Origin of the sequence: Streptomyces sp. SS1-1, from assembly GCF_008973465.1 — a bacterium.
Classification (GTDB): Bacteria; Actinomycetota; Actinomycetes; order Streptomycetales; family Streptomycetaceae; genus Streptomyces.
Map to the genome: position 1 here is coordinate 106,754 of NZ_WBXN01000004.1, position 16,989 is coordinate 123,742.

The window sequence follows — 16,989 nt, forward strand, 5'->3', positions numbered from 1 at the left end:
GACGTTCGAGGAGTTGCTCTCCCTCGCCCGTGCCGGCGAACTCGGCCCGGATCCGGCCGGGTTGCGGATCTCCGTGGCCTTCACCACCCGGCAGGCCGTGCGACACGAGGGACGCGGCACGGGGTACCGCAACGAGGTGCTCAGTCTGCGGCTGGCCGAGGCCGTCGGCAGTTGCGCGGTCGAGCCCGGTGCGCTGCCCGACGGCGCGGTGGAGGACTGCGCCGGCGCTGATGTGGCCCGGCTGCTCGGGCATCCGATGCTGCCGGTGCGGGTCGCCGCGCTCGACGCCTACCTGATGCACGTGTTCCCGCACACCCCGGAGAACGGGGCGCGGCCCGTCGCCCTGCCGGCCGGGACGTCGCTCGAGAAGTCGCGGGTCCGGGCGGACGCGGTCGCCGGGCTGCTCGTCCTGCCGCCCGGGTCGACGGTGCTCGTGGTCGGCGTGGTCAACTCCCTGCTCGAGGCGCTGCGTTCCCGGGGACTGCGCTACATCCCCTGCGACCTCAAGGGCGGCGTCACCGAGTGGGGCGAGCCGGTCGCCACCGACGCGCTCGCCCGGGCCGGCCGCTGCGACGCCCTGCTCGTGTCCGGGATGACCCTGGGCAACGGGACCTTCGAAGCGCTGCGGGAGCACGCACTGCGGCACGGCAAGCAGTTGGTGATGTTCGCCCAGACCGGCAGCGCCGTACTCCCCCGGCTGCTGGGACACGGCGTGAGCGCGGTGTGCGCGGAGCCGTACCCCTTCTTCTGGCTGGACGGCGGCCCCGGCACCGTCCACCGCTACCGCGCCGGATGCCCGGGAGGCACCCCGTGACCACCGCCCTGCGGACCACCGCCCGCCCGGAACTGCTCACCCTGCTCGGTCGCACCCCGATCCTCCGCGTCACCACCGACCTGCCCGGCCCCCACCCCGGATTCTGGGCCAAGCTCGAAGGTCTCGCCGCGGGCGGTATGAAGGCGCGGGCCGCCGTGTCGATGCTGATGGGTGCCCGGGAGCGCGGCGAACTGCGCCCCGGGGCCCCCGTCGTGGAGTCGACCTCCGGCACCCTCGGCGTCGGGCTCGCCTTCGCCGGACAGGCCCTGGGCCATCCCGTCGTCCTGGTCGGCGACAGCGAACTCGAGCCCTCCATACGGCAGTTGCTGCGCTCGTACGGGGTGCGGCTGGAGATCGTGGACCGGCCCGCGGCCCGGGGCGGCTGGCAGGCCGCGCGGATCACCCGGCTGCGCGCCCTGCTCGCCGTCCTGCCCGGCGCCTACTGGCCCGACCAGTACGACAACCCCGACAACACGGCCGGTTACGCCTCGCTCGCCGCCGAACTCGCCGCCCAGCTGGACCATGTGGACGTGCTGGTGTGCAGCGTGGGCACCGGCGGGCACAGCGCCGGCGTGATCGGCCCCCTGCGGCGGCACTGGCCGGCCCTACGGCTGATCGGTGTCGACTCCGTCGGCTCCACCATCTTCGGGCAGCCCGCCCGGCCCCGTCTGATGCGGGGCCTGGGCAGCAGCATCCATCCGCGCAACGTCGCCCACCACGCCTTCGACGAGGTGCACTGGGTCGGACCTGCCGAGGCCGTGGACAGCTGCCGGCGGCTCGCCCGGGGCAACTTCGTCAGCGGCGGCTGGAGCACCGGTGCCGTCGCCCGCGTCGCCGCCTGGGCGGCCCGGGTCCACCCGGGCGCGGTCGTCGCCACCGTCTTCCCCGACGGGCCGCACCGCTACCTCTCCACCGTCTACGACGACGACTTCACCACCGCCCACGGCGCCGACCCCGCCGCGGCGGCCACCCGGCCCGTGGAGATCCCGCACCCGTACGCCGCCGAGGCCACCGGCTGGGCGCGCTGCACCCGTGTCACCGATCCGGTCGCGCCGCGTGAGGAGGACCAGTGAGCGCCGGCTCACGGCACCTGCCTCACCGACCCGCTCCCGACTCGCGGAGAGGTCGCAGGAGGCCGGCCCCCGCACCGGTGTCCCCGCTCCACTCACGCCCCGAGGAGGGCCGATGAGGACCGACCTGCGCACCGTGCGCCTGGAGCTCGCCGAGCCGTTGCGCATCTCCCGCTCGACGATGTCCGCCCGTGACGCCGTCCAGTTGAGTGTCAGGCATGAGGGCGTGACCGGTCACGGCGAGGCGGTCGCCAGCGTGTACTACCGGCTCGACGCCGTGGGGCTCGCGCGGCACCTCACCGCCGCCGGCGCGGACCTGGACCGTTTCCCCGATCCCGAGACCGCGCTGGAGGCCCTGCGTACGGGCCAGTTGGCCGCCGACGGCACTCCCCCGGCCGTGACCGCCGCCGTCGAGGCGGCTCTGATGGACCTCGTCGGCAAGCGCGCGGGCAAGCCCGTCCACCGACTCCTCGGCACCGAGGACCCCCCGGTCGCGGCCACCGCCCGCACCATCGGCATCACGTCGCCTTCGCGTGCGGGGGCGCAGGCCCGCGCCCTCGCGGCGAGCGGCTTCCGGGTGCTCAAGGTGAAGGCGGGGGCGACCGATCCGGAGGAGGACGTCGAACGCGTCCGGGCGGTCCTGGACGCCGCGCCCCACGCACGGCTGCTTCTCGACCCCAACGGCGCCTGGACCACCGCGCGGGCGAGGGCCCTGCTGCCCCGCTTCGCCGCGCTCGGCGTCGAGGCCGTCGAGCAGCCGCTCGCACCCGGCGATCCGGAAGGGCTGGCCGCGCTGGCCGAGCGGTCACCGCTGCCCGTCATCGCCGACGAGGACGCCGTCGACCTGGAGGACGTGCGCCGCCTGGCCGGGCGCGTCCACGGTGTCAACGTCAAGCTCGCCAAGTGCGGCGGGGTGCACGCGGCGCTGCGCATCGCCGCGTCGATCGACGGCAGCGGTACGCGGCTGATGCTGGGCTGTCTGGCCGCCAGCACGCTGGGGATCGCGCCCGCCGTGCACCTCGCCGACCGGGCCCGCTGGACCGACCTGGACGGGCACCTGCTGCTCGCGCACGACCCGTGGACCGGCATCGGGGGTAGGGACGGCTGGGTTCGGGCGAGCGGATCGCCGGGGCTGGGCGTCGCACCAGGGGGCGGGGCGCCGTGAAGACCTGGCACGAGATACGCCGCCTGCCACCCGCCGTTCGGCTCCTGCTGGTCAACCAGTTGGGGGTCAACACCGGCTTCTACCTCCTCATCCCCTACCTCGCCACCCACCTCACCGAGAACCTGGGTCTGTCGGCCGCCGTCGCCGGTGTGGTCCTGGGCGTCAGGAACCTCAGCCAGCAGGGGCTGTTCGTCATCGGCGGCTCCGCCTCCGACCGGCTGGGTGCGCGAGGCGTCATCATCGCCGGCTGCACGCTGCGCACCGCCGGGTTCGCCCTGTTCGCGCTCGGCGACCACCTGGCCGTCCTGCTCGCGGCGTCCGTCCTCAGCGGGTTCGCGGGCGCGCTGTTCAACCCCGCCGTCCGTGCCTACGTCGCGCGGGAGGCCGAGGGACGCGGGGCCGAGGCGTTCGCCCTGTTCCATGTGTTCGCCACCACGGGGGCGCTGATCGGCCCACTGCTGGGCAGCGCGCTGCTGCTGGTGGACTTCCGCACCTCTGCGCTGACGGCCGCCGGCGTCTTCGCGGTCCTGACGGTCGCACAGGCCCTGATGCTGCCCGCCCGGCCCGTCGAGCCGAGCGGGGGCGGGGTGCTCACCGACTGGCGGGAGGTGCTGGGCAACCGCGCCTTCCTGGCCTTCGCGCTCGCCATGTCCGGCCTGTTCACCCTGGAGAGCCAGCTGTACCTGCTGCTGCCCGACGAGGCACGGCGGGCCACCGGCTGGGACGGTGCCGCCGGCCTGGTCTTCGTGGTCGGCGCCCTCACGAGCCTCCCGCTCCAGCTGCGGCTGACCCGTGCGCTCCGGCGGCGAGGGGACCGGGCCCGCTGGATCGCGACGGGGCTGTGCCTCATGGCATCGGCGTTCCTGCCGCCCGTCCTGGTCGCCACGGCGTCCGACGGACCGGGCGGCGCGGTGTCGGGGGTGCTGCCCGTGCTGGCGGGCGCCCTGCTGCTGTACCTCGGACTGATGGTCGCCCAGCCGTTCGTGATGGACATGGTCCCCGCCTTCGGCCGCCCCGCACTGACCGGCACCCACTTCGGGCTCTTCTACGTCGTCTCCGGTGTCGCCGCCGCGCTCGGCAACGCCGTCGTCGGCTGGGCCATGGACACCGGGCGGCACGGCGGCGCCGCGTGGCTGCCGTGGGCGTGCTGCGCGCTCACCGGGCTCGCCTCGGCGGTCGGTGTGCTGCGGCTGCGCCGCCTGGGATCGCTGCCCGCACCGCCGCAGCCCGCTGTCCCCGCCGCCGTACGAGGAAGGACCCCGGCATGACCTCCGTGGTGCACAACCTGCTCACCGACCACCCCGCCCTGTACGAGGCCCGCTTCCCCGACCCCGGCCACCTGGCCGCACGCTGGACGCAGGACTGCCTGCGGCGGCACGGTGCCGGCACGCGCGTACTGGACCTCGGCTGCGGAACCGGCCGCGACGCGGCGTGGCTGCGGGACGCCGGCCGTACGGTGATCGGCGCGGACCTCTCCGAGGCGATGCTCGCCTACGCCCGCGAGCATCACCCAGGACCCGAGTACGTCCGCGCCGACCTGCACGGATTCGACCTCGGGCGAGCCGTGTGCGACGCCGTGGTGTGCCTGGACAGCGCCCTGTTGTACTGCCACACCAACGACCAGCTCGACGGCTTCCTCTCCTCCTGCCGCCACGCCCTCGCGCCGGGCGGCCTGCTCGTCGCGGAGATGCGCAACGGCGCGTACTTCCTCGGCCGCACCGACCTCCTCGACACGCCGAGGACCGACGCGTTCACCTGGCAGGGCACCGTCCGCCGATCCGTCACCACCCTCACGGTGGACCGTACGGACCAACTGCTGCGCCGCAGGCGCGTGTGGACCGCCGACGACGGCTCCGCGCCGGTCGAGCAGCACTCCGCGTGGCGGCTGCTGTTCCCACAGGAGCTGCGGTACGTGCTGGCCGGCCATGGCTTCGAGGTCCTGGAGCTGCACGACGGACCCGGCCCGCGTACCGAACCGCCCTGGCGGGAGGGCCTGCTCCCCGGGCACACCACGGACGCCGACCGGCTGCACGTGGTGGCCCGTCTCATCCGACCGCCCGGTCCCACCGAGCCGCCCACCCGCCCCACCACCACCCATTGAGGATTCCCATGCACGACGCTTCGACCCACCGTCCCTCCCCCTTCCCCGAGCTGCGCCGCCGCGGCTTCCTCGCCGCGACCGGCGCCGGCGCGCTCGCCCTGGCCGGGTGCGGCGGCCCCGGCGCCGACGACGGGGCGGGCCAGGACGCCGGCTCGCCCAGGAAGGGCGGGCGGCTGCGCGCCGCCTTCGCCGGCGGGGGTGCGAGCGAGACCCTCGATCCGCACCTCGCCAACCTGTTCGCCGATGTCGCCCGCGCGAAGGCCCTGTTCGACAAGCTCGCCGACTACGGCGCCGACCTGTCCGCCGTGCCCCGGCTCGCGGAGAGCTGGGAGCCCGGCAAGACGCTGGACCGCTGGCACGTCACCCTGCGCGAGGCCGTCTTCCACGACGGCAGCCCCGTCACCGCGCGGGACGTCCTCCACAGCTACCGCCGGATCGCCGACCCGAAGCGGGCGTTCCGCGCCAGGGCGTCGCTGGAGCCGATCGACCTCGACGCCAGCCGCGCCACCGGCGAACGCTCCATCGAGTTCGTGCTCAAGCGGCCCACGGCCGAATTCCCCAACGTGCTCGCCGCGTTCGGTGCGTACATCGTGCCCGAGGACGCCGCCGACTTCGACGAGAAGCCGGTCGGCTCCGGTCCCTTCCGCTTCGTGTCCTTCACACCCGGCCGCTCCGCGGTCTTCCGCCGCCACGACGCCTACTGGGAGGGTGCCCCGCACCTCGACGAGATCGAGTTCGTCGTGGCCAACGAGGAGTCCGCGCGGGTCAACGCGCTGCTCGGCGGGCAGGTCGAGTACGCGCACGAACTCAGCCCCACCACCGCCCGCGCCCACGAGGACAAGGGGCGGATCGAGATCGTGCGGCTGCGCGGCAGCGCCATGCAGGCGTTCTGCATGAAGACCGACCGGCCGCCCTTCGACGACGCACGGGTGCGTCAGGCGTTCTTCCTCATCGCCGACCGCCAGGAACTCGTCGACGGTGCGCTGTCCGGCGCGGGCGAGGTCGGCAACGACCTGTTCGGCAAGGGGTACGAGTACTACGCCGACGCCCTGCCCCAGCGCCGGCAGGACCTCGACAGGGCCCGCTCGCTGCTGAAGCGGGCCGGCGCCGAGGGTCTGAAGGTCACCCTGAACACCTCAGCCGTCGCCGCCGGGTTCACCGAGGCGGCCGGCATCTTCCGCGACCAGGCGAGGAGGGCCGGGGTCACCGTCGAGGTCGCGATGGGCAGCAAGGACTCCTACTGGAGCGACATCCTCGACAACGGCACCCTGTCCTGTTACCGCTCGGGAGCCATGCCCATCGAGGCCCACATATCCCAGCGGCTGCTCACCGGTTCCACCACGAACGCCACCAAGTGGCGGCACAAGGACTTCGACGCGCTCTATCAGCAGGCCCAGTCCACCCGCGACCGGGCCGGACGCGCCGCCGTCTACGAACGCATGCAGCGCCGCCTGCACGCCGAAGGCGGCTTCCTGGTCTGGGGGTTCGCGGACTGGATCATCGGTACGGCCCCACGGGTCAGGGGGCTCGACGCGAAGGCGCCCGCCAACACCCTGGACTGGGCCCGCTTCGACACGGTGTGGCTCGCGTGAGCACCTCGCGTTCCTTCGTCGCCCGGCGGCTGTTCCTCGGCGGCCTGCAGACCGTGGCCGTGGTGCTGCTGGTCTTCGCGCTCACCGAGGCGCTGCCGGGCGACGCCGCGGTCGCCCTCGCCGGGGACCAGCCCGACCCGGCCCGCGTCGCGGCCATCCGGGAGGCGATGCAGCTGGACCGGCCGGCCTGGGAGCGGCTGGCCGACTGGGCGGCGGGGCTGCCGCGGGGCGACCTCGGCACCTCGCTGGTCTCCGGCCGTCCGGTGCGCCAGTACCTCGCCGACGGCTTCGGCCCGACCCTCCTGCTGGCCTCCCTGACCGTGCTGCTGCTGGTGCCGGTGGGGTTCGGGCTCGGGGTGCTGGCCGCCCGGCACGCGGGCCGGCCGGTGGACCGGCTGATCAGCTCCGTGACACTGGCCGTGTACGCGGTCCCCGAGTTCGCCCTCGGGGTGCTGCTGGTGACGGTGTTCGCGCTGCGGCTCGGCTGGCTGCCGCCGACCGCCCTCGGCTACGGCACCGACCTGCTCGCGCATCCGGCGGCGCTGGTCCTGCCGGTACTGGTGCTGCTGTCGCGGCCGGTGTGCTCGCTGGCGCGGCTGGTCCGCGCCGGCATGATCGACGCCCTGGGCTCACCGTATGTGGCACACGCCCGCCGCTACGGCGTGTCCGGCGTCCGGATCCGGTACGCGCACGCGCTGCCGAACGCGTCGGCGCCCGCCGCGCAGCAGTTGGCCCGCACGGTCGACTGGCTGCTGTGTGGTGTCGTCGTGGTGGAGGCCCTGTTCGTGATTCCCGGGCTCGGCACCGTCCTGCTGGGTGCGGTCGCCGAACGGGACGTACCCGTGGTGCAGGGACTGGCGGTGGTGTTCGGCGTGCTGACCGTCGTCCTGAATCTGGGTGCCGACCTGGTCGCCCACCGGTTCACACCGCGGGCGGGGGTGGCCGCGTGAGGGGCGTGTGCACCGGCCGCTTCACCCTCGGGGTCACCGTGGTCGCCGTACCGCTCGTCCTCGCGCTGCTCGGCCCGGTGGTCGCGGGTGATCCGGGTCCGCGGGCCGCGTCCTTCACACCGGGTGAAGGCCACTGGCTCGGCACCGACTTCGTGGGGCGGGACGTGTGGTGGCAGGTGCTGCACGGCGGGCGGCCGGTGCTGCTGACCGCGCTCGCCGCGACCGCCCTGACCTATCTGGTCGCCCTCCCGGTCGGCCTGTTCGGCGCGCTCACCCGGCACCGCTGGATGGAGGAGTTGCTGATGCGCCCCCTGGACGTACTGCTCGCGGTGCCGTCGCTGCTGCTGATCCTGCTGACGGCCACCGTGTTCTCGCCGGGCGCCGTGGGTCTCACCCTGCTGGTCACGCTGGCCCACGTGCCGGACGCGGCCCGGCTGGTACGCGCCGCCGCCGCGGAGGCCGCCGCCCGGCCGGCGGTCGAGGCACTGCGTCTGCAGGGCGAGACGTGGTGGCGGACGGCCGTGGGGTATGTCGGCCGCGCCATGCTGCGCCCGCTGGCCGCCGACGCCGGCACCCGGCTCACCGGTGTGCTCTACCTGGTCGCCACGGCGGCGTTCCTGGGGGTCGGCGTGGCGCCCGACGCCGCCGACTGGGCGGTCATGGTGGACCGCAACCGGACGGGGCTGTTCGTGCAGCCGTGGGCCGTGGTCGTCCCCGCCGTGCTGATCGTCACGCTGACGACGGGGACGAACCTCCTCTTCGACGCGGCGCTGGACGAGGGCGGGCGGCGGGCGAGGAAGGAAGGACGTTCGTGAACGACAAGCACACGGCGGCGGATCCCGTCGCCGAGATCCGCGATCTGCGTGTCGTCGTGGAGGGCCGGGCGATCGTCGACGGGGTGAGCCTGCGGGTCCGGCCCGGCAGGGTCACCGCGTTGATCGGCGCGTCGGGCAGCGGCAAGACCACCACCGGCCTCGCCCTGCTCGGCGAGTACCCGGAGGGCGCCCGCGTCACGGGTGAGGTACGGGTGGCGGACGGCGGCGCGGTCGGTTACGTCCCCCAGCACCCTGCGGTGGCTCTCAACCCCGCCCGTCGTGTCTCCGCGCTGCTGACCGACATCGCCCGCACGAGGGTGCGCCGGCTTCCGCTGCGGCGACGCCGGGCGGCGGCCCGCGACCGCGTCCTCGGCGTCCTGAAGGAGGCACAACTCCCGCGCGCGGGCCTGCTCCTGCGGCGCCGTCCGCACCAGCTCTCCGGCGGCCAGCAGCAACGCGTCGTCCTGGCACAGGCGTTGCTGTCCGGGGCGCGGCTCATCGTGGCCGACGAGCCCACCACGGGATTGGACGCCCTGACCAAGAGCCGTGTCGTCGAGCGGTTCCGGGCCGTCGCGGCCCGTGGCATCGCGGTGCTGCTGCTCAGCCACGACCTGGACGTGGTGCACTCCCTCGCCGACGAGGTGGTGGTGCTGCGCGCCGGCCGGGTCGTCGAATCGGGCCCGGCCGAGCGGCTCCTCACAGCGCCCCGGGACCCCTGGACGCGTGAGCTGCTGCACGGGCGCACCCGGTCGGCGGACTCCGAGCATCTGGCCTCCGGGTATACGCCACCGCGGGCGCGCGAAGCGCCGCCCGGCGTACCGACCGGCGGCAGCGAGCCGCCGCCCGTCCTCCGGGTACGCGGCCTCACGGCCCGGCACCGCGACGGCGCACGCAGCGCGGCCGTGGTGGTGCGCGTTCCCGAACTCACCCTGTACCCAGGCCGGTCGCTCGCCGTGGCCGGCCGGTCCGGCAGCGGCAAGACCACCCTGGCCCGCTGTGTCGCCGGCCTCCACCGGGATCACGACGGTGAGATCCTCCTCGGTGACGATCCGCTGCCGCACAGTCTGCGTGACCGCGATCGCGCGCAGTTGGCAGCGGTGCAGTACGTCTTCCAGGATTCGCGCGCCGCCTTCGACGAGCATCGCCCCGTCGTCCAGCAGGTCGCCCGGACCGCCGTACGTCTGCTCGGCACCGACCAGGACGCGGCGATGCGGGAGGCACTGACCACTCTGTCGGGACTCGGTCTCCCGGAGGAGGCGGCCCTGCGGCGTCCGGGCAGGCTGTCCGGCGGCGAGCTCCAGCGTGCGGCCCTGGCCCGCGCTCTGCTCGCCCGTCCCCGTGTCCTGATCTGCGACGAGATCACGTCGGGCCTGGACCCGCTCACCCGGCGCGGCATGCTCGACATGCTCACCGGACTGGTCGGGGACCGTGGCGCCCTGTCCCTGGTCCTGATCACCCACGACCTGAGCACAGCGGCGCTGACCGACCGCGTCGCCGTCCTGGACGGCGGGGAGCTCGTCGAGGAGGGTCCGACGCCGGAGGTTCTGGCGGCCCCGGCCCATCCGTTCACCATCGCCCTCACGGGGGCGGCCGCCCGGCCGGTGACAGGGACGACCCGATGACCGCGGCGCGGCGGGATGCGACGGCGGGCCGGTCGCTCAGAGGCGCGTTTCTTCCCGCCCGTCGAAGACGGCGCGCGCGCGTTCGATGGCCGGCATGTTCTGCGCGGCCCAGGCCAGCAGTACCTCGACGGGGTGCCGAAGCGTCTTGCCGAGCGGCGTGATGCGGTACTCGACCGCGACGGGCCGGGTGGAGACGACCTCGCGCTCGACCACGCCGTTGCGTTCCAGCCGCCGGAGTGTCGCGGTCAGGGACTTCTGCGTGACCTGGGGGATGGCCCGGCGCAGTTCGTTGAAGCGGCGCGGGCGTTCGCACAGTTCGTTGAGGACGCCGAGCGACCACTTGTCGAGGACCTGGTCCAGCAGTTCGCGGTGCGGGGCGTCGATGCGGAGCTCGTTGTCGGTGTCCAAGGCGAAACCTGGTCTCGTTGAAGTGTCTTTCTGCCACTAGGTAGCTTACGGATACTTCTTGGAAGGAGAAGAAGCCATGACTGTTCAGTACGTCACGCCGAAGGGCATGCTGCAGCCCGTCCCCTACCACCATGTCGCGGTGGGCACCGGGACGAAGCACGTCCACGTCAGCGGGCAGATCGCGCGCCAGGCCGACGGGACCGCCGTCGCGCCCGGCGATCTGGCCGGGCAGGTCGCCCAGGCGTTGCGCAATACGGCCGTCGGGCTGTCGGGAGCGGGCGCGACCTTCACGGATGTGGTGCGCCTGACGTTCTACGTGACCCGGTGGAGCCCGGAGAAGATCGGTGACTTCATGGGCGGTGTGGAGGCCGTCGCCGACGAGATCGGGCTCCCGCTTCCCCTGCCGCCGGCCTCACTCATCGGGGTGGAGCATCTCTTCGAGCCGGACGTTCTCGTCGAGGTGGAGGCGACCGCGCTGCTGGACTGAGCCCCGGGTCCCGGCGCGGCTCAGGTGTGAAGTCGCGGGAGCTCGCCCGGACGCACCTTCACCACCTTCACGTGGGTACAGCCCGAGGCCTTGAGTGCGCGCCGGCGCTGGATGGCGGCCGCCCTCTCGAACACCTTCGCCGACGCCTGCGGCGCGCCGTCGGGGTCGGTCCAGGTCAGACCGTAACTCTGCACCGCGCTGGTCATGCTCCCGTTTCCTCTCCGCCCGGCCTCCGGGCCACCGACGCCGTACGAACCATGACTGTCCCGCCGAATCGGCAGCCTGCCACGAAGCAGGCGGGAACGTCGAGACCGCACCCGCCGGTTCCAGGTCAGACGGTGATGGTGCCGCGGACGCAGACGACGGTGGCTCCGCTCACCCAGACCGTGCCGTCGCCGTCGGCGGTGACCTCGATGCGCGCGGCCCGGCCCACCCTCGTTCCCTGGGAGACGCGGTAGGCGGAGGGAGCGGCGCCGGTGGAGGTGAGCCACTGGCCGACGGCGGCGTTCATGCTGCCGCACGCGGGATCCTCGGGGACGCCGATGCCCGGGGCGAACGTACGCAGTTCGAAGGCGTGGTCTGATCCCTCGGGCCAGGGGCCGATCGCGCCGACCATGGCGTCCGGTATCAGGGTCAGGTCGGGTTCGAGGGTGAGGACCTCCTCCGCGGTGGCCAGTCGGAGCACGGCCCAGCCGGGCCCGTTGTCGACCCACTGGTGGGCCACGACCTGTTCTCGGGTGATGCCGAACGCGTTCACGATCCGCTTCAGGTGGTCGTCGTCGAGCTCGCCGGTGCGCACCCGGGGCGGGGCGGCGAAGGCCAGGCTGTCCTCGCTTCGGCGCACGGTGACCAGTCCGGCGGCGCACTCCTGCACGAGGTGGTCGGCGTGCCGCGGGGTGCCGCCGTCCTCGAGCCAGGCGCGTGCGGAGCCGAGGGTGGGGTGCCCGGCGAACGGCAACTCGCCCTCGGGTGTGAAGATGCGCAGCCGGTAGTCCGCCTCCGGGACCGTGGGCGGCAGGACGAATGTGGTCTCGGACAGGTTCGTCCAGCGGGCCACTCGTTGCATCTGCTCATCGCTCAGGTCCGTCCCGTCCAGGACCACCGCGACCGGATTGCCGGAGTAGGGGTGCGTGGAGAACACGTCGACCTGCACGAAGGAACGACTGCGCGGCATGGTCAGGGGCACCTTTCGGGAGCGTCACGAGACGGGGAGGAGTGTGCGTACGGCGGTTCTGTGGAGGAATTCCTCGGCCCGGTCCCACGTCCAGCCGTTCTCCACGACCAGTGCGTGCCAGCCCATGGGCCCGAACCAGTACCAGAGGAGGTCGGCCGTCTCCTGCTCCGGGCAGGAGGGATGCGGCTCCAGTGTGTGGAGGTGACGTGCGGCGGCGCGCAGTGCCTCACGGTAGGCCGCGGTGGCCCGTTCCCACAGGGCCTCACCGTCCTCGTGGACGGGGAGTGCTTTGCGGATGGCTTCGTGTACGAGGTACTGGCTCTCGTTGCCGGCCCTCGTCCCCCGTGCCAGCGCCTGGAGGACCGCTTCCGGCGTCGGCAGGGTGAGGATCCCCTCCATGGCCTCGCGGTAGCCCGAGTCCGTCACTCCCTGGTCGACGATCCGGTACAGGATGTCGCTCTTGCTCCCGACGCTGGCGAACACCGTCTTCGGGGCGACCCCGGCGGCCGACGCGATGTCGGCGACCGCGACCCGCCCATAGCCGCGCTCGGCGAACAGCTCCGTCGCCCGGCTGAGGATCAGCTCGCGGGTGCGGGCCGCGCCCTCGGCGCGCAGCGGGGACACATAGGGGCGTTTGGGCGACATGATCCGATGCTAGCACCATGAATTCATTAGGTATGGTGTTACTCGAACTGCTTCTCCAACCGCTACTCCACCTTTGGACAGCCCTTGGGTCGGCCTTCGGGTCCTCCTTCGGGCGCCGACGGAAGGCTTGATCATGGGAATGGACGCTTCGGAGCTCGGTCACGGCCTCTTCCGCATCCTCGCGACAGGCGACCGGGCCCTGGCCGCCAACGTGGTGCACCCGGACTTCCGCAACCGCGAGGCCGCGGTGTCACCCAAGGCCTGCTCGATCCCCGGACCCGCCGGGGTGCTGGCGTCGGGCGCGTGGATGCGTTCCGCCTTCAGCGACCTGCGCTTCGCCGTCGAGGACATCGCCCACCAGGACGAGCAGGTGTGGGTGCGCCTGCGCATGCAGGGCCGTCACACCGGCCCGTTCGTGAAGTTCCGCCACGGCGGCCTCGACCAGGCGATACCGCCCACGGGGCGCGAGATCGACTTCGAGCAGATCCATGTGCTCGGTCTGCGCGACGGCAAGGTGGTCTCGCACGAAGCGGTCCGCGACGACATCACGATGCTCGGGCAGCTGGGCGTGTTCCCGCCGGAGCCGGCCGGCATGCTCCGCATGGCCGGATGGCGGCTGACCGGGCGCGCCAAGCGGGCCGCGCAGGCCGTCACCACCCAGGCCGCCGAGGCTGCCGCCCTGGCGCAGCCGACCCCCGCATAACGCTTCGAAGTCACGCGATTACGTAAGGTGCGGGGTATGGATGATGCCTCCTCTCCCTTCCGGGTGGTGCGGCGGTCCGCCGCGTACTGGCGGGTGACCTTCGACGCTCCTCCGATCAACCTCGTCACCTTCGGCACCTTCGCGGCGCTCGGAGAGCTGGTCGACCGGATGGACGCCGACGAGGACGTCAAGGTGGTGGTCTTCGACAGCGCGGACCCCGACTTCTTCCTGGCGCACTTCGATCTGGTGCCGCCGAAGGAGCCCTACGCCGGGCCCACATGGCTGGACGTCGCCACGCGCATGGCCCGTTCGCGCGTGCTCACCATCGCCTCGATCCGGGGACGCGCACGGGGCGTGGGCAACGAGTTCCTTCTGGCCTGCGACATGCGGTTCGCCAGCAAGGAGAAGGCCGTCCTCGGTCAGCCGGAGGTCGGGGCGGGGATCACACCGGGCGGTGGAGCCACCGAACGGCTCCCCCGGCTGGTGGGCCGGGCCCGCGCCCTGGAGATCATCACGACCGCCGACGACTTCGACGCCGAGACGGCCGAGCGGTACGGCTGGATCAACCGGGCGCTGCCCGATGCCGAACTGGACGCCCACGTGGAGCGGGTCGCCACCCGCATCGCCTCGTTCGGCCGGAAGCCGCTGGCCGAGGTGAAGGCGCTGATCAACCGGTCGACGCTGCCGTCCGAGGACGACCTGACGGCCGGCCAGGACACCTTCCGCGCCTCACTGACCTGGCCCGAGGCACAGGAGCGGATCCGTCAGCTGCTCCAACGCGGCATGCAGCAGCGGGGCGACCTCGAGTACCGGCTGGGAGAGCACATCGCCGACAGGTGACGCTCCCGGCGCGCGAGGACGCCTCGGTGCGAGCCCGACCGGCGACGGCCCCAGGAGTTCTCACTCCTGAGGGATGACCAGGCTCAGGGCCACCGTCTTGCCTTGACCATTGGGGTAGCTCGTCCACTCGTCGGCCAGCGCCTCCACGATCAGCATGCCGCGCCCGTGTTCGGCCTCGGGGGCCTCTTCGTCGGTCAGCGACAGTGGTGAGGGGATGGGCGGGTTCGTGTCGGAGTCCCGTACTTCCAGTCGGAGGCGGTCCTCGAAGGCACGCAGCCGAAGGTCCACGTCGCTCCCGGCGTGGATGAGCGCGTTGGTCACGATCTCGGAGGCCGCCAGCTCCACGACGTCCGACATGTCCTGCAGGCCCCACGAGCCCAACTGGTCGTGGACGAACGCGCGGGCGGTCCCCACGCCCCGCAGGTCGCGTCGCTGGATGTGCAGTCCGGCCGCCTTCGGCTCGTGCTGCCGGCCCGCTCCCTCGTAGCGCGCCAGCAGCACCGCGGCGTCGTCGCGGCGCTGCTGCGGTGTGACGATCTCGGAGACGATCCTGTCGGCCAGATCCTCCAGGTGCGACGGGTGTGTGGCGTCGGTCGAGCCGAGCAGGTCCCGCGCGCAGGTCTCGGGGCTCGCGGACCGCGAGGAGACCAGGCCATTGGTGTACAGCATCACGATGGAACCGGACTCGAGCGTGTGTTCCCGCGCCTCGTAGGGCTGGACCATGGGCACCCCGAGGGGCACGTTGGCCGGTGCGTCCAGGGCGTCGATGCGCCCGTCGGACCGGCGGACCAGAGGGGCGGGGTGGCCCGCCAGGGCCACTTCCGCGGTGCCGTCGAGGGTGTCCAGTGCGACGACGCAGCAGGTGACGGTCAGGTCGGTGCCCAGTGCGGCCAACACGCGTCCGGTCCGGTCGATCATCGCCGCGGGGCGATGGCCCTCGCTCGCGTAGGCCGCCATCGCGGTGCGCACCTGCCCCATGACGGCGGCGCTCTCCACCGCGTGCCCCTCCACGTCGCCGATGACGAGGACGGCGCGCTCCTCCGAGGTCCGGAACACGTCGAACCAGTCGCCGCCCACCTCGGACGTGACGTCGGCGGGGCGGTAGCGGGCCGAGGTGACCAGTCGCGGGAGGTCCGGCAGCCGCGTCGGCAGCAGGGACCGCTGCAGCAGCTGGGCGGCCTCGCGCTGTTCGGCGCTCAGTTCGACACGCTCGACGGTCGCACCCAGCGGCCCCGCCATCATCCCGAGCAGCGCCCGCTCCTCGGCCGGGAACGCGCGGGGGCGGGAGAAGGCCAGGCCGCAGACGGCCACGACCCGGCTCCGGTCGGCGAAGGGCAGGTCGATGAACTGCCCGTCCCCCTTGAGCGGAAGGTACACCTCGGGACGGGACTCGCCGGCGGACGTCTCGCCGAGGAGGGGGTTCCCGTCACCGGTGAGGTACAGCGCACGTCCGTGGAACGCCGCGGCCGCCGGTGTCCGGCCGTCCACCCCGGCGCCGTGGATACGGCGGGCCAGCTCCGCGGAGTCACCGCTGTGGCCCAGTACCCATAGACGGCCCTCACGCGCCGTGAACAGCACCAGCGCGTCGGCACGCAGCGACGACATCACGCAGTACCGGGCCGCCGCCACGATGTCGTCCATGGTCGTGGCCCGGTTGAGCAGCTCCGACAGCCGCCGCAACGGGAACATCATGCTCGTACCGGACGATCCCGGAACCTCGCGCACACCCCAGCCGGGTGTGCGGACGCTGGTGTCCACCCCCTCCCCCGCGGGGACGAGCATCGGCATCGGACCCGCCGCCACGCGGAAGCCGTCGTCCACCAGTCGCGCCAGGAAGTCGGCCAGTTGGCGGCCGATGTCCTCGAGGATCAGCGTCTGAGCGGGTTCGTAGGCGCCGGCGGTCTCCACGCGCAATACCGTCAGCGCTCCGAAGCGCCGCTCGTGCACGGCGACGGGCACGGAGAGGGCGATGTACGGATAGGGGAGCACGTGTTCCTGGTCCGGGCCGGCCGGATCGGGATCGGTCAGTACGGCCGCCTTGCCCGTGGCCCACGCGCGTGCCGTCGCGGACGGCACGTCGAGCGCCATCCGGCCGGGGAGGGTGAAGAAGGAGGGCGCGCTCCCGTCGGCCAACGCCAGTCGCAGCTCGCCCTGCTCCTCGTCCGCGAGGTAGACCGCCGCCGACACGGCCCCCAGAAGGCGCCTGGCCTCGCAAGCGGCGGAGTGCAGGGCTTCCGACAGGTTCGATCCGTGGACGACGGGGGTGCCGCCGCCGTGTCGCTGATCTCTTCCCGGTGTGCTGCTCCGCACGAGGGGGCTCCCTCCGGCGTTCCGTGCCTGCCCGCCGCCGACCGCCTGCTTGGCCCTCGGCCATCGGCCGTCGGCGCTCGATCGGCCAACGGTCCTCGATCGGCCATCGGCGAAGGCCCGTGGCACGCACGGAGTGACGTCTGCGCGGGTGCGCTGATCGCCGAGGAACGGCTACAGCTCCAGTAAACACCTCCCCGGGCCGGCTCTCTCCGCGCGAACGACCGCAAGCGCCACCACCTTGACCGGTGACGATTACACATGGCAGGGTGTCACCTGTTCAACCGGTGACGCAC

Annotated in this window: 17 protein-coding genes; 12 read left to right on the top strand and 5 right to left on the bottom strand. The window is 73.0% G+C overall.

The window, feature by feature from the left end:
* Positions 1-13 precede the first annotated feature (13 nt).
* The 9 genes from F8R89_RS01720 to F8R89_RS01760 all read left to right on the top strand — a co-directional run bounded on the left by F8R89_RS01720 (position 14) and on the right by F8R89_RS01760 (position 10,129).
* The gene (locus F8R89_RS01720; protein WP_225994607.1) at positions 14-814 is read left to right on the top strand and encodes a Rossmann-like domain-containing protein; all 801 of its coding nucleotides are present in this window, start codon (positions 14-16) and stop codon (positions 812-814) included.
* On the top strand, positions 793-1,887 hold the full coding sequence (locus F8R89_RS01725) for a PLP-dependent cysteine synthase family protein (protein ID WP_151782257.1): 1,095 nt from the start codon (positions 793-795) through the stop codon (positions 1,885-1,887). Before F8R89_RS01720 ends, F8R89_RS01725 begins: the two co-directional genes overlap by 22 nt.
* Positions 1,888-1,999: 112 nt before the next feature.
* Positions 2,000-3,049 (top strand): dipeptide epimerase, encoded by a 1,050-nt coding sequence (locus tag F8R89_RS01730; RefSeq protein ID WP_151782258.1) that lies wholly within the window; start codon positions 2,000-2,002, stop codon positions 3,047-3,049.
* Complete coding sequence (locus F8R89_RS01735) at positions 3,046-4,317, top strand: MFS transporter (protein ID WP_151782259.1); 1,272 nt, start codon at positions 3,046-3,048, stop codon at positions 4,315-4,317. Before F8R89_RS01730 ends, F8R89_RS01735 begins: the two co-directional genes overlap by 4 nt.
* On the top strand, positions 4,314-5,150 hold the full coding sequence (locus tag F8R89_RS01740) for a class I SAM-dependent methyltransferase (RefSeq protein WP_151782260.1): 837 nt from the start codon (positions 4,314-4,316) through the stop codon (positions 5,148-5,150). Before F8R89_RS01735 ends, F8R89_RS01740 begins: the two co-directional genes overlap by 4 nt.
* Before the next feature lie 8 nt (positions 5,151-5,158).
* Positions 5,159-6,742 (top strand): ABC transporter substrate-binding protein, encoded by a 1,584-nt coding sequence (locus F8R89_RS01745; protein WP_151782261.1) that lies wholly within the window; start codon positions 5,159-5,161, stop codon positions 6,740-6,742.
* Positions 6,739-7,692: an ABC transporter permease gene (locus F8R89_RS01750; protein ID WP_151782262.1), complete on the top strand. Its 954-nt coding sequence runs from the start codon at positions 6,739-6,741 to the stop codon at positions 7,690-7,692. Before F8R89_RS01745 ends, F8R89_RS01750 begins: the two co-directional genes overlap by 4 nt.
* The gene (locus F8R89_RS01755; RefSeq protein ID WP_151782263.1) at positions 7,689-8,507 is read left to right on the top strand and encodes an ABC transporter permease; all 819 of its coding nucleotides are present in this window, start codon (positions 7,689-7,691) and stop codon (positions 8,505-8,507) included. Before F8R89_RS01750 ends, F8R89_RS01755 begins: the two co-directional genes overlap by 4 nt.
* On the top strand, positions 8,504-10,129 hold the full coding sequence (locus F8R89_RS01760; protein ID WP_151782264.1) for an ABC transporter ATP-binding protein: 1,626 nt from the start codon (positions 8,504-8,506) through the stop codon (positions 10,127-10,129). The genes F8R89_RS01755 and F8R89_RS01760 overlap by 4 nt, the downstream gene beginning before the upstream one ends.
* Before the next feature lie 36 nt (positions 10,130-10,165).
* On the opposite strand, the gene F8R89_RS01765 is transcribed toward F8R89_RS01760, so the two are convergent.
* The gene (locus F8R89_RS01765; protein ID WP_151782265.1) at positions 10,166-10,537 is read right to left on the bottom strand and encodes a winged helix-turn-helix transcriptional regulator; all 372 of its coding nucleotides are present in this window, start codon (positions 10,535-10,537) and stop codon (positions 10,166-10,168) included.
* 76 nt (positions 10,538-10,613) lie between these two features.
* On the opposite strand from F8R89_RS01765, the gene F8R89_RS01770 reads away from it, so the two are divergent.
* Entirely contained in the window at positions 10,614-11,024 is a 411-nt protein-coding gene (locus tag F8R89_RS01770) for a RidA family protein (protein ID WP_151782266.1), read from the top strand.
* Positions 11,025-11,044: 20 nt separating this feature from the next.
* Here the strand turns inward: F8R89_RS01770 and F8R89_RS01775 are convergent, their stop codons facing one another.
* The 3 genes from F8R89_RS01775 to F8R89_RS01785 form a co-directional block, all read right to left on the bottom strand.
* Positions 11,045-11,230 (bottom strand): hypothetical protein, encoded by a 186-nt coding sequence (locus F8R89_RS01775; protein ID WP_151782267.1) that lies wholly within the window; start codon positions 11,228-11,230, stop codon positions 11,045-11,047.
* A 125-nt stretch (positions 11,231-11,355) separates the two neighbouring features.
* A complete protein-coding gene (locus F8R89_RS01780) occupies positions 11,356-12,198 on the bottom strand; it encodes a PhzF family phenazine biosynthesis protein (RefSeq protein ID WP_151782268.1) in 843 nt (280 codons plus the stop codon).
* Positions 12,199-12,222: 24 nt separating this feature from the next.
* Positions 12,223-12,843 carry a TetR/AcrR family transcriptional regulator gene (locus tag F8R89_RS01785; protein ID WP_151782269.1) on the bottom strand — a complete coding sequence of 207 codons (621 nt, stop codon included), beginning with the start codon at positions 12,841-12,843 and terminating at the stop codon, positions 12,223-12,225.
* 133 nt (positions 12,844-12,976) lie between these two features.
* Between F8R89_RS01785 and F8R89_RS01790 the strand changes: the two genes are divergently transcribed.
* Both F8R89_RS01790 and F8R89_RS01795 read left to right on the top strand, forming a co-directional pair.
* Positions 12,977-13,546: an ester cyclase gene (locus F8R89_RS01790; protein ID WP_151782270.1), complete on the top strand. Its 570-nt coding sequence runs from the start codon at positions 12,977-12,979 to the stop codon at positions 13,544-13,546.
* A gap of 36 nt (positions 13,547-13,582) precedes the next feature.
* Positions 13,583-14,386: an enoyl-CoA hydratase/isomerase family protein gene (locus F8R89_RS01795; RefSeq protein WP_151782271.1), complete on the top strand. Its 804-nt coding sequence runs from the start codon at positions 13,583-13,585 to the stop codon at positions 14,384-14,386.
* A gap of 60 nt (positions 14,387-14,446) precedes the next feature.
* On the opposite strand, the gene F8R89_RS01800 is transcribed toward F8R89_RS01795, so the two are convergent.
* A complete protein-coding gene (locus F8R89_RS01800; protein ID WP_225994292.1) occupies positions 14,447-16,696 on the bottom strand; it encodes a SpoIIE family protein phosphatase in 2,250 nt (749 codons plus the stop codon).
* Between the last annotated feature and the right edge of the window lie 293 nt (positions 16,697-16,989).

What these genes read in the sequence shown, in the direction of transcription:
- F8R89_RS01725 (WP_151782257.1), top strand. Translation starts at nt 793, where the DNA reads ATGCCCGGGAGGCACCCCGTGACCACCGCCCTGCGGACCACCGCCCGC.
- F8R89_RS01730 (WP_151782258.1), top strand. Translation starts at nt 2,000, where the DNA reads ATGAGGACCGACCTGCGCACCGTGCGCCTGGAGCTCGCCGAGCCGTTG.
- F8R89_RS01740 (WP_151782260.1), top strand. Translation starts at nt 4,314, where the DNA reads ATGACCTCCGTGGTGCACAACCTGCTCACCGACCACCCCGCCCTGTAC.
- F8R89_RS01745 (WP_151782261.1), top strand. Translation starts at nt 5,159, where the DNA reads ATGCACGACGCTTCGACCCACCGTCCCTCCCCCTTCCCCGAGCTGCGC.
- F8R89_RS01770 (WP_151782266.1), top strand. Translation starts at nt 10,614, where the DNA reads ATGACTGTTCAGTACGTCACGCCGAAGGGCATGCTGCAGCCCGTCCCC.
- F8R89_RS01775 (WP_151782267.1), bottom strand. Translation starts at nt 11,230, where the DNA reads ATGACCAGCGCGGTGCAGAGTTACGGTCTGACCTGGACCGACCCCGAC.
- F8R89_RS01780 (WP_151782268.1), bottom strand. Translation starts at nt 12,198, where the DNA reads ATGCCGCGCAGTCGTTCCTTCGTGCAGGTCGACGTGTTCTCCACGCAC.
- F8R89_RS01785 (WP_151782269.1), bottom strand. Translation starts at nt 12,843, where the DNA reads ATGTCGCCCAAACGCCCCTATGTGTCCCCGCTGCGCGCCGAGGGCGCG.
- F8R89_RS01790 (WP_151782270.1), top strand. Translation starts at nt 12,977, where the DNA reads ATGGGAATGGACGCTTCGGAGCTCGGTCACGGCCTCTTCCGCATCCTC.
- F8R89_RS01795 (WP_151782271.1), top strand. Translation starts at nt 13,583, where the DNA reads ATGGATGATGCCTCCTCTCCCTTCCGGGTGGTGCGGCGGTCCGCCGCG.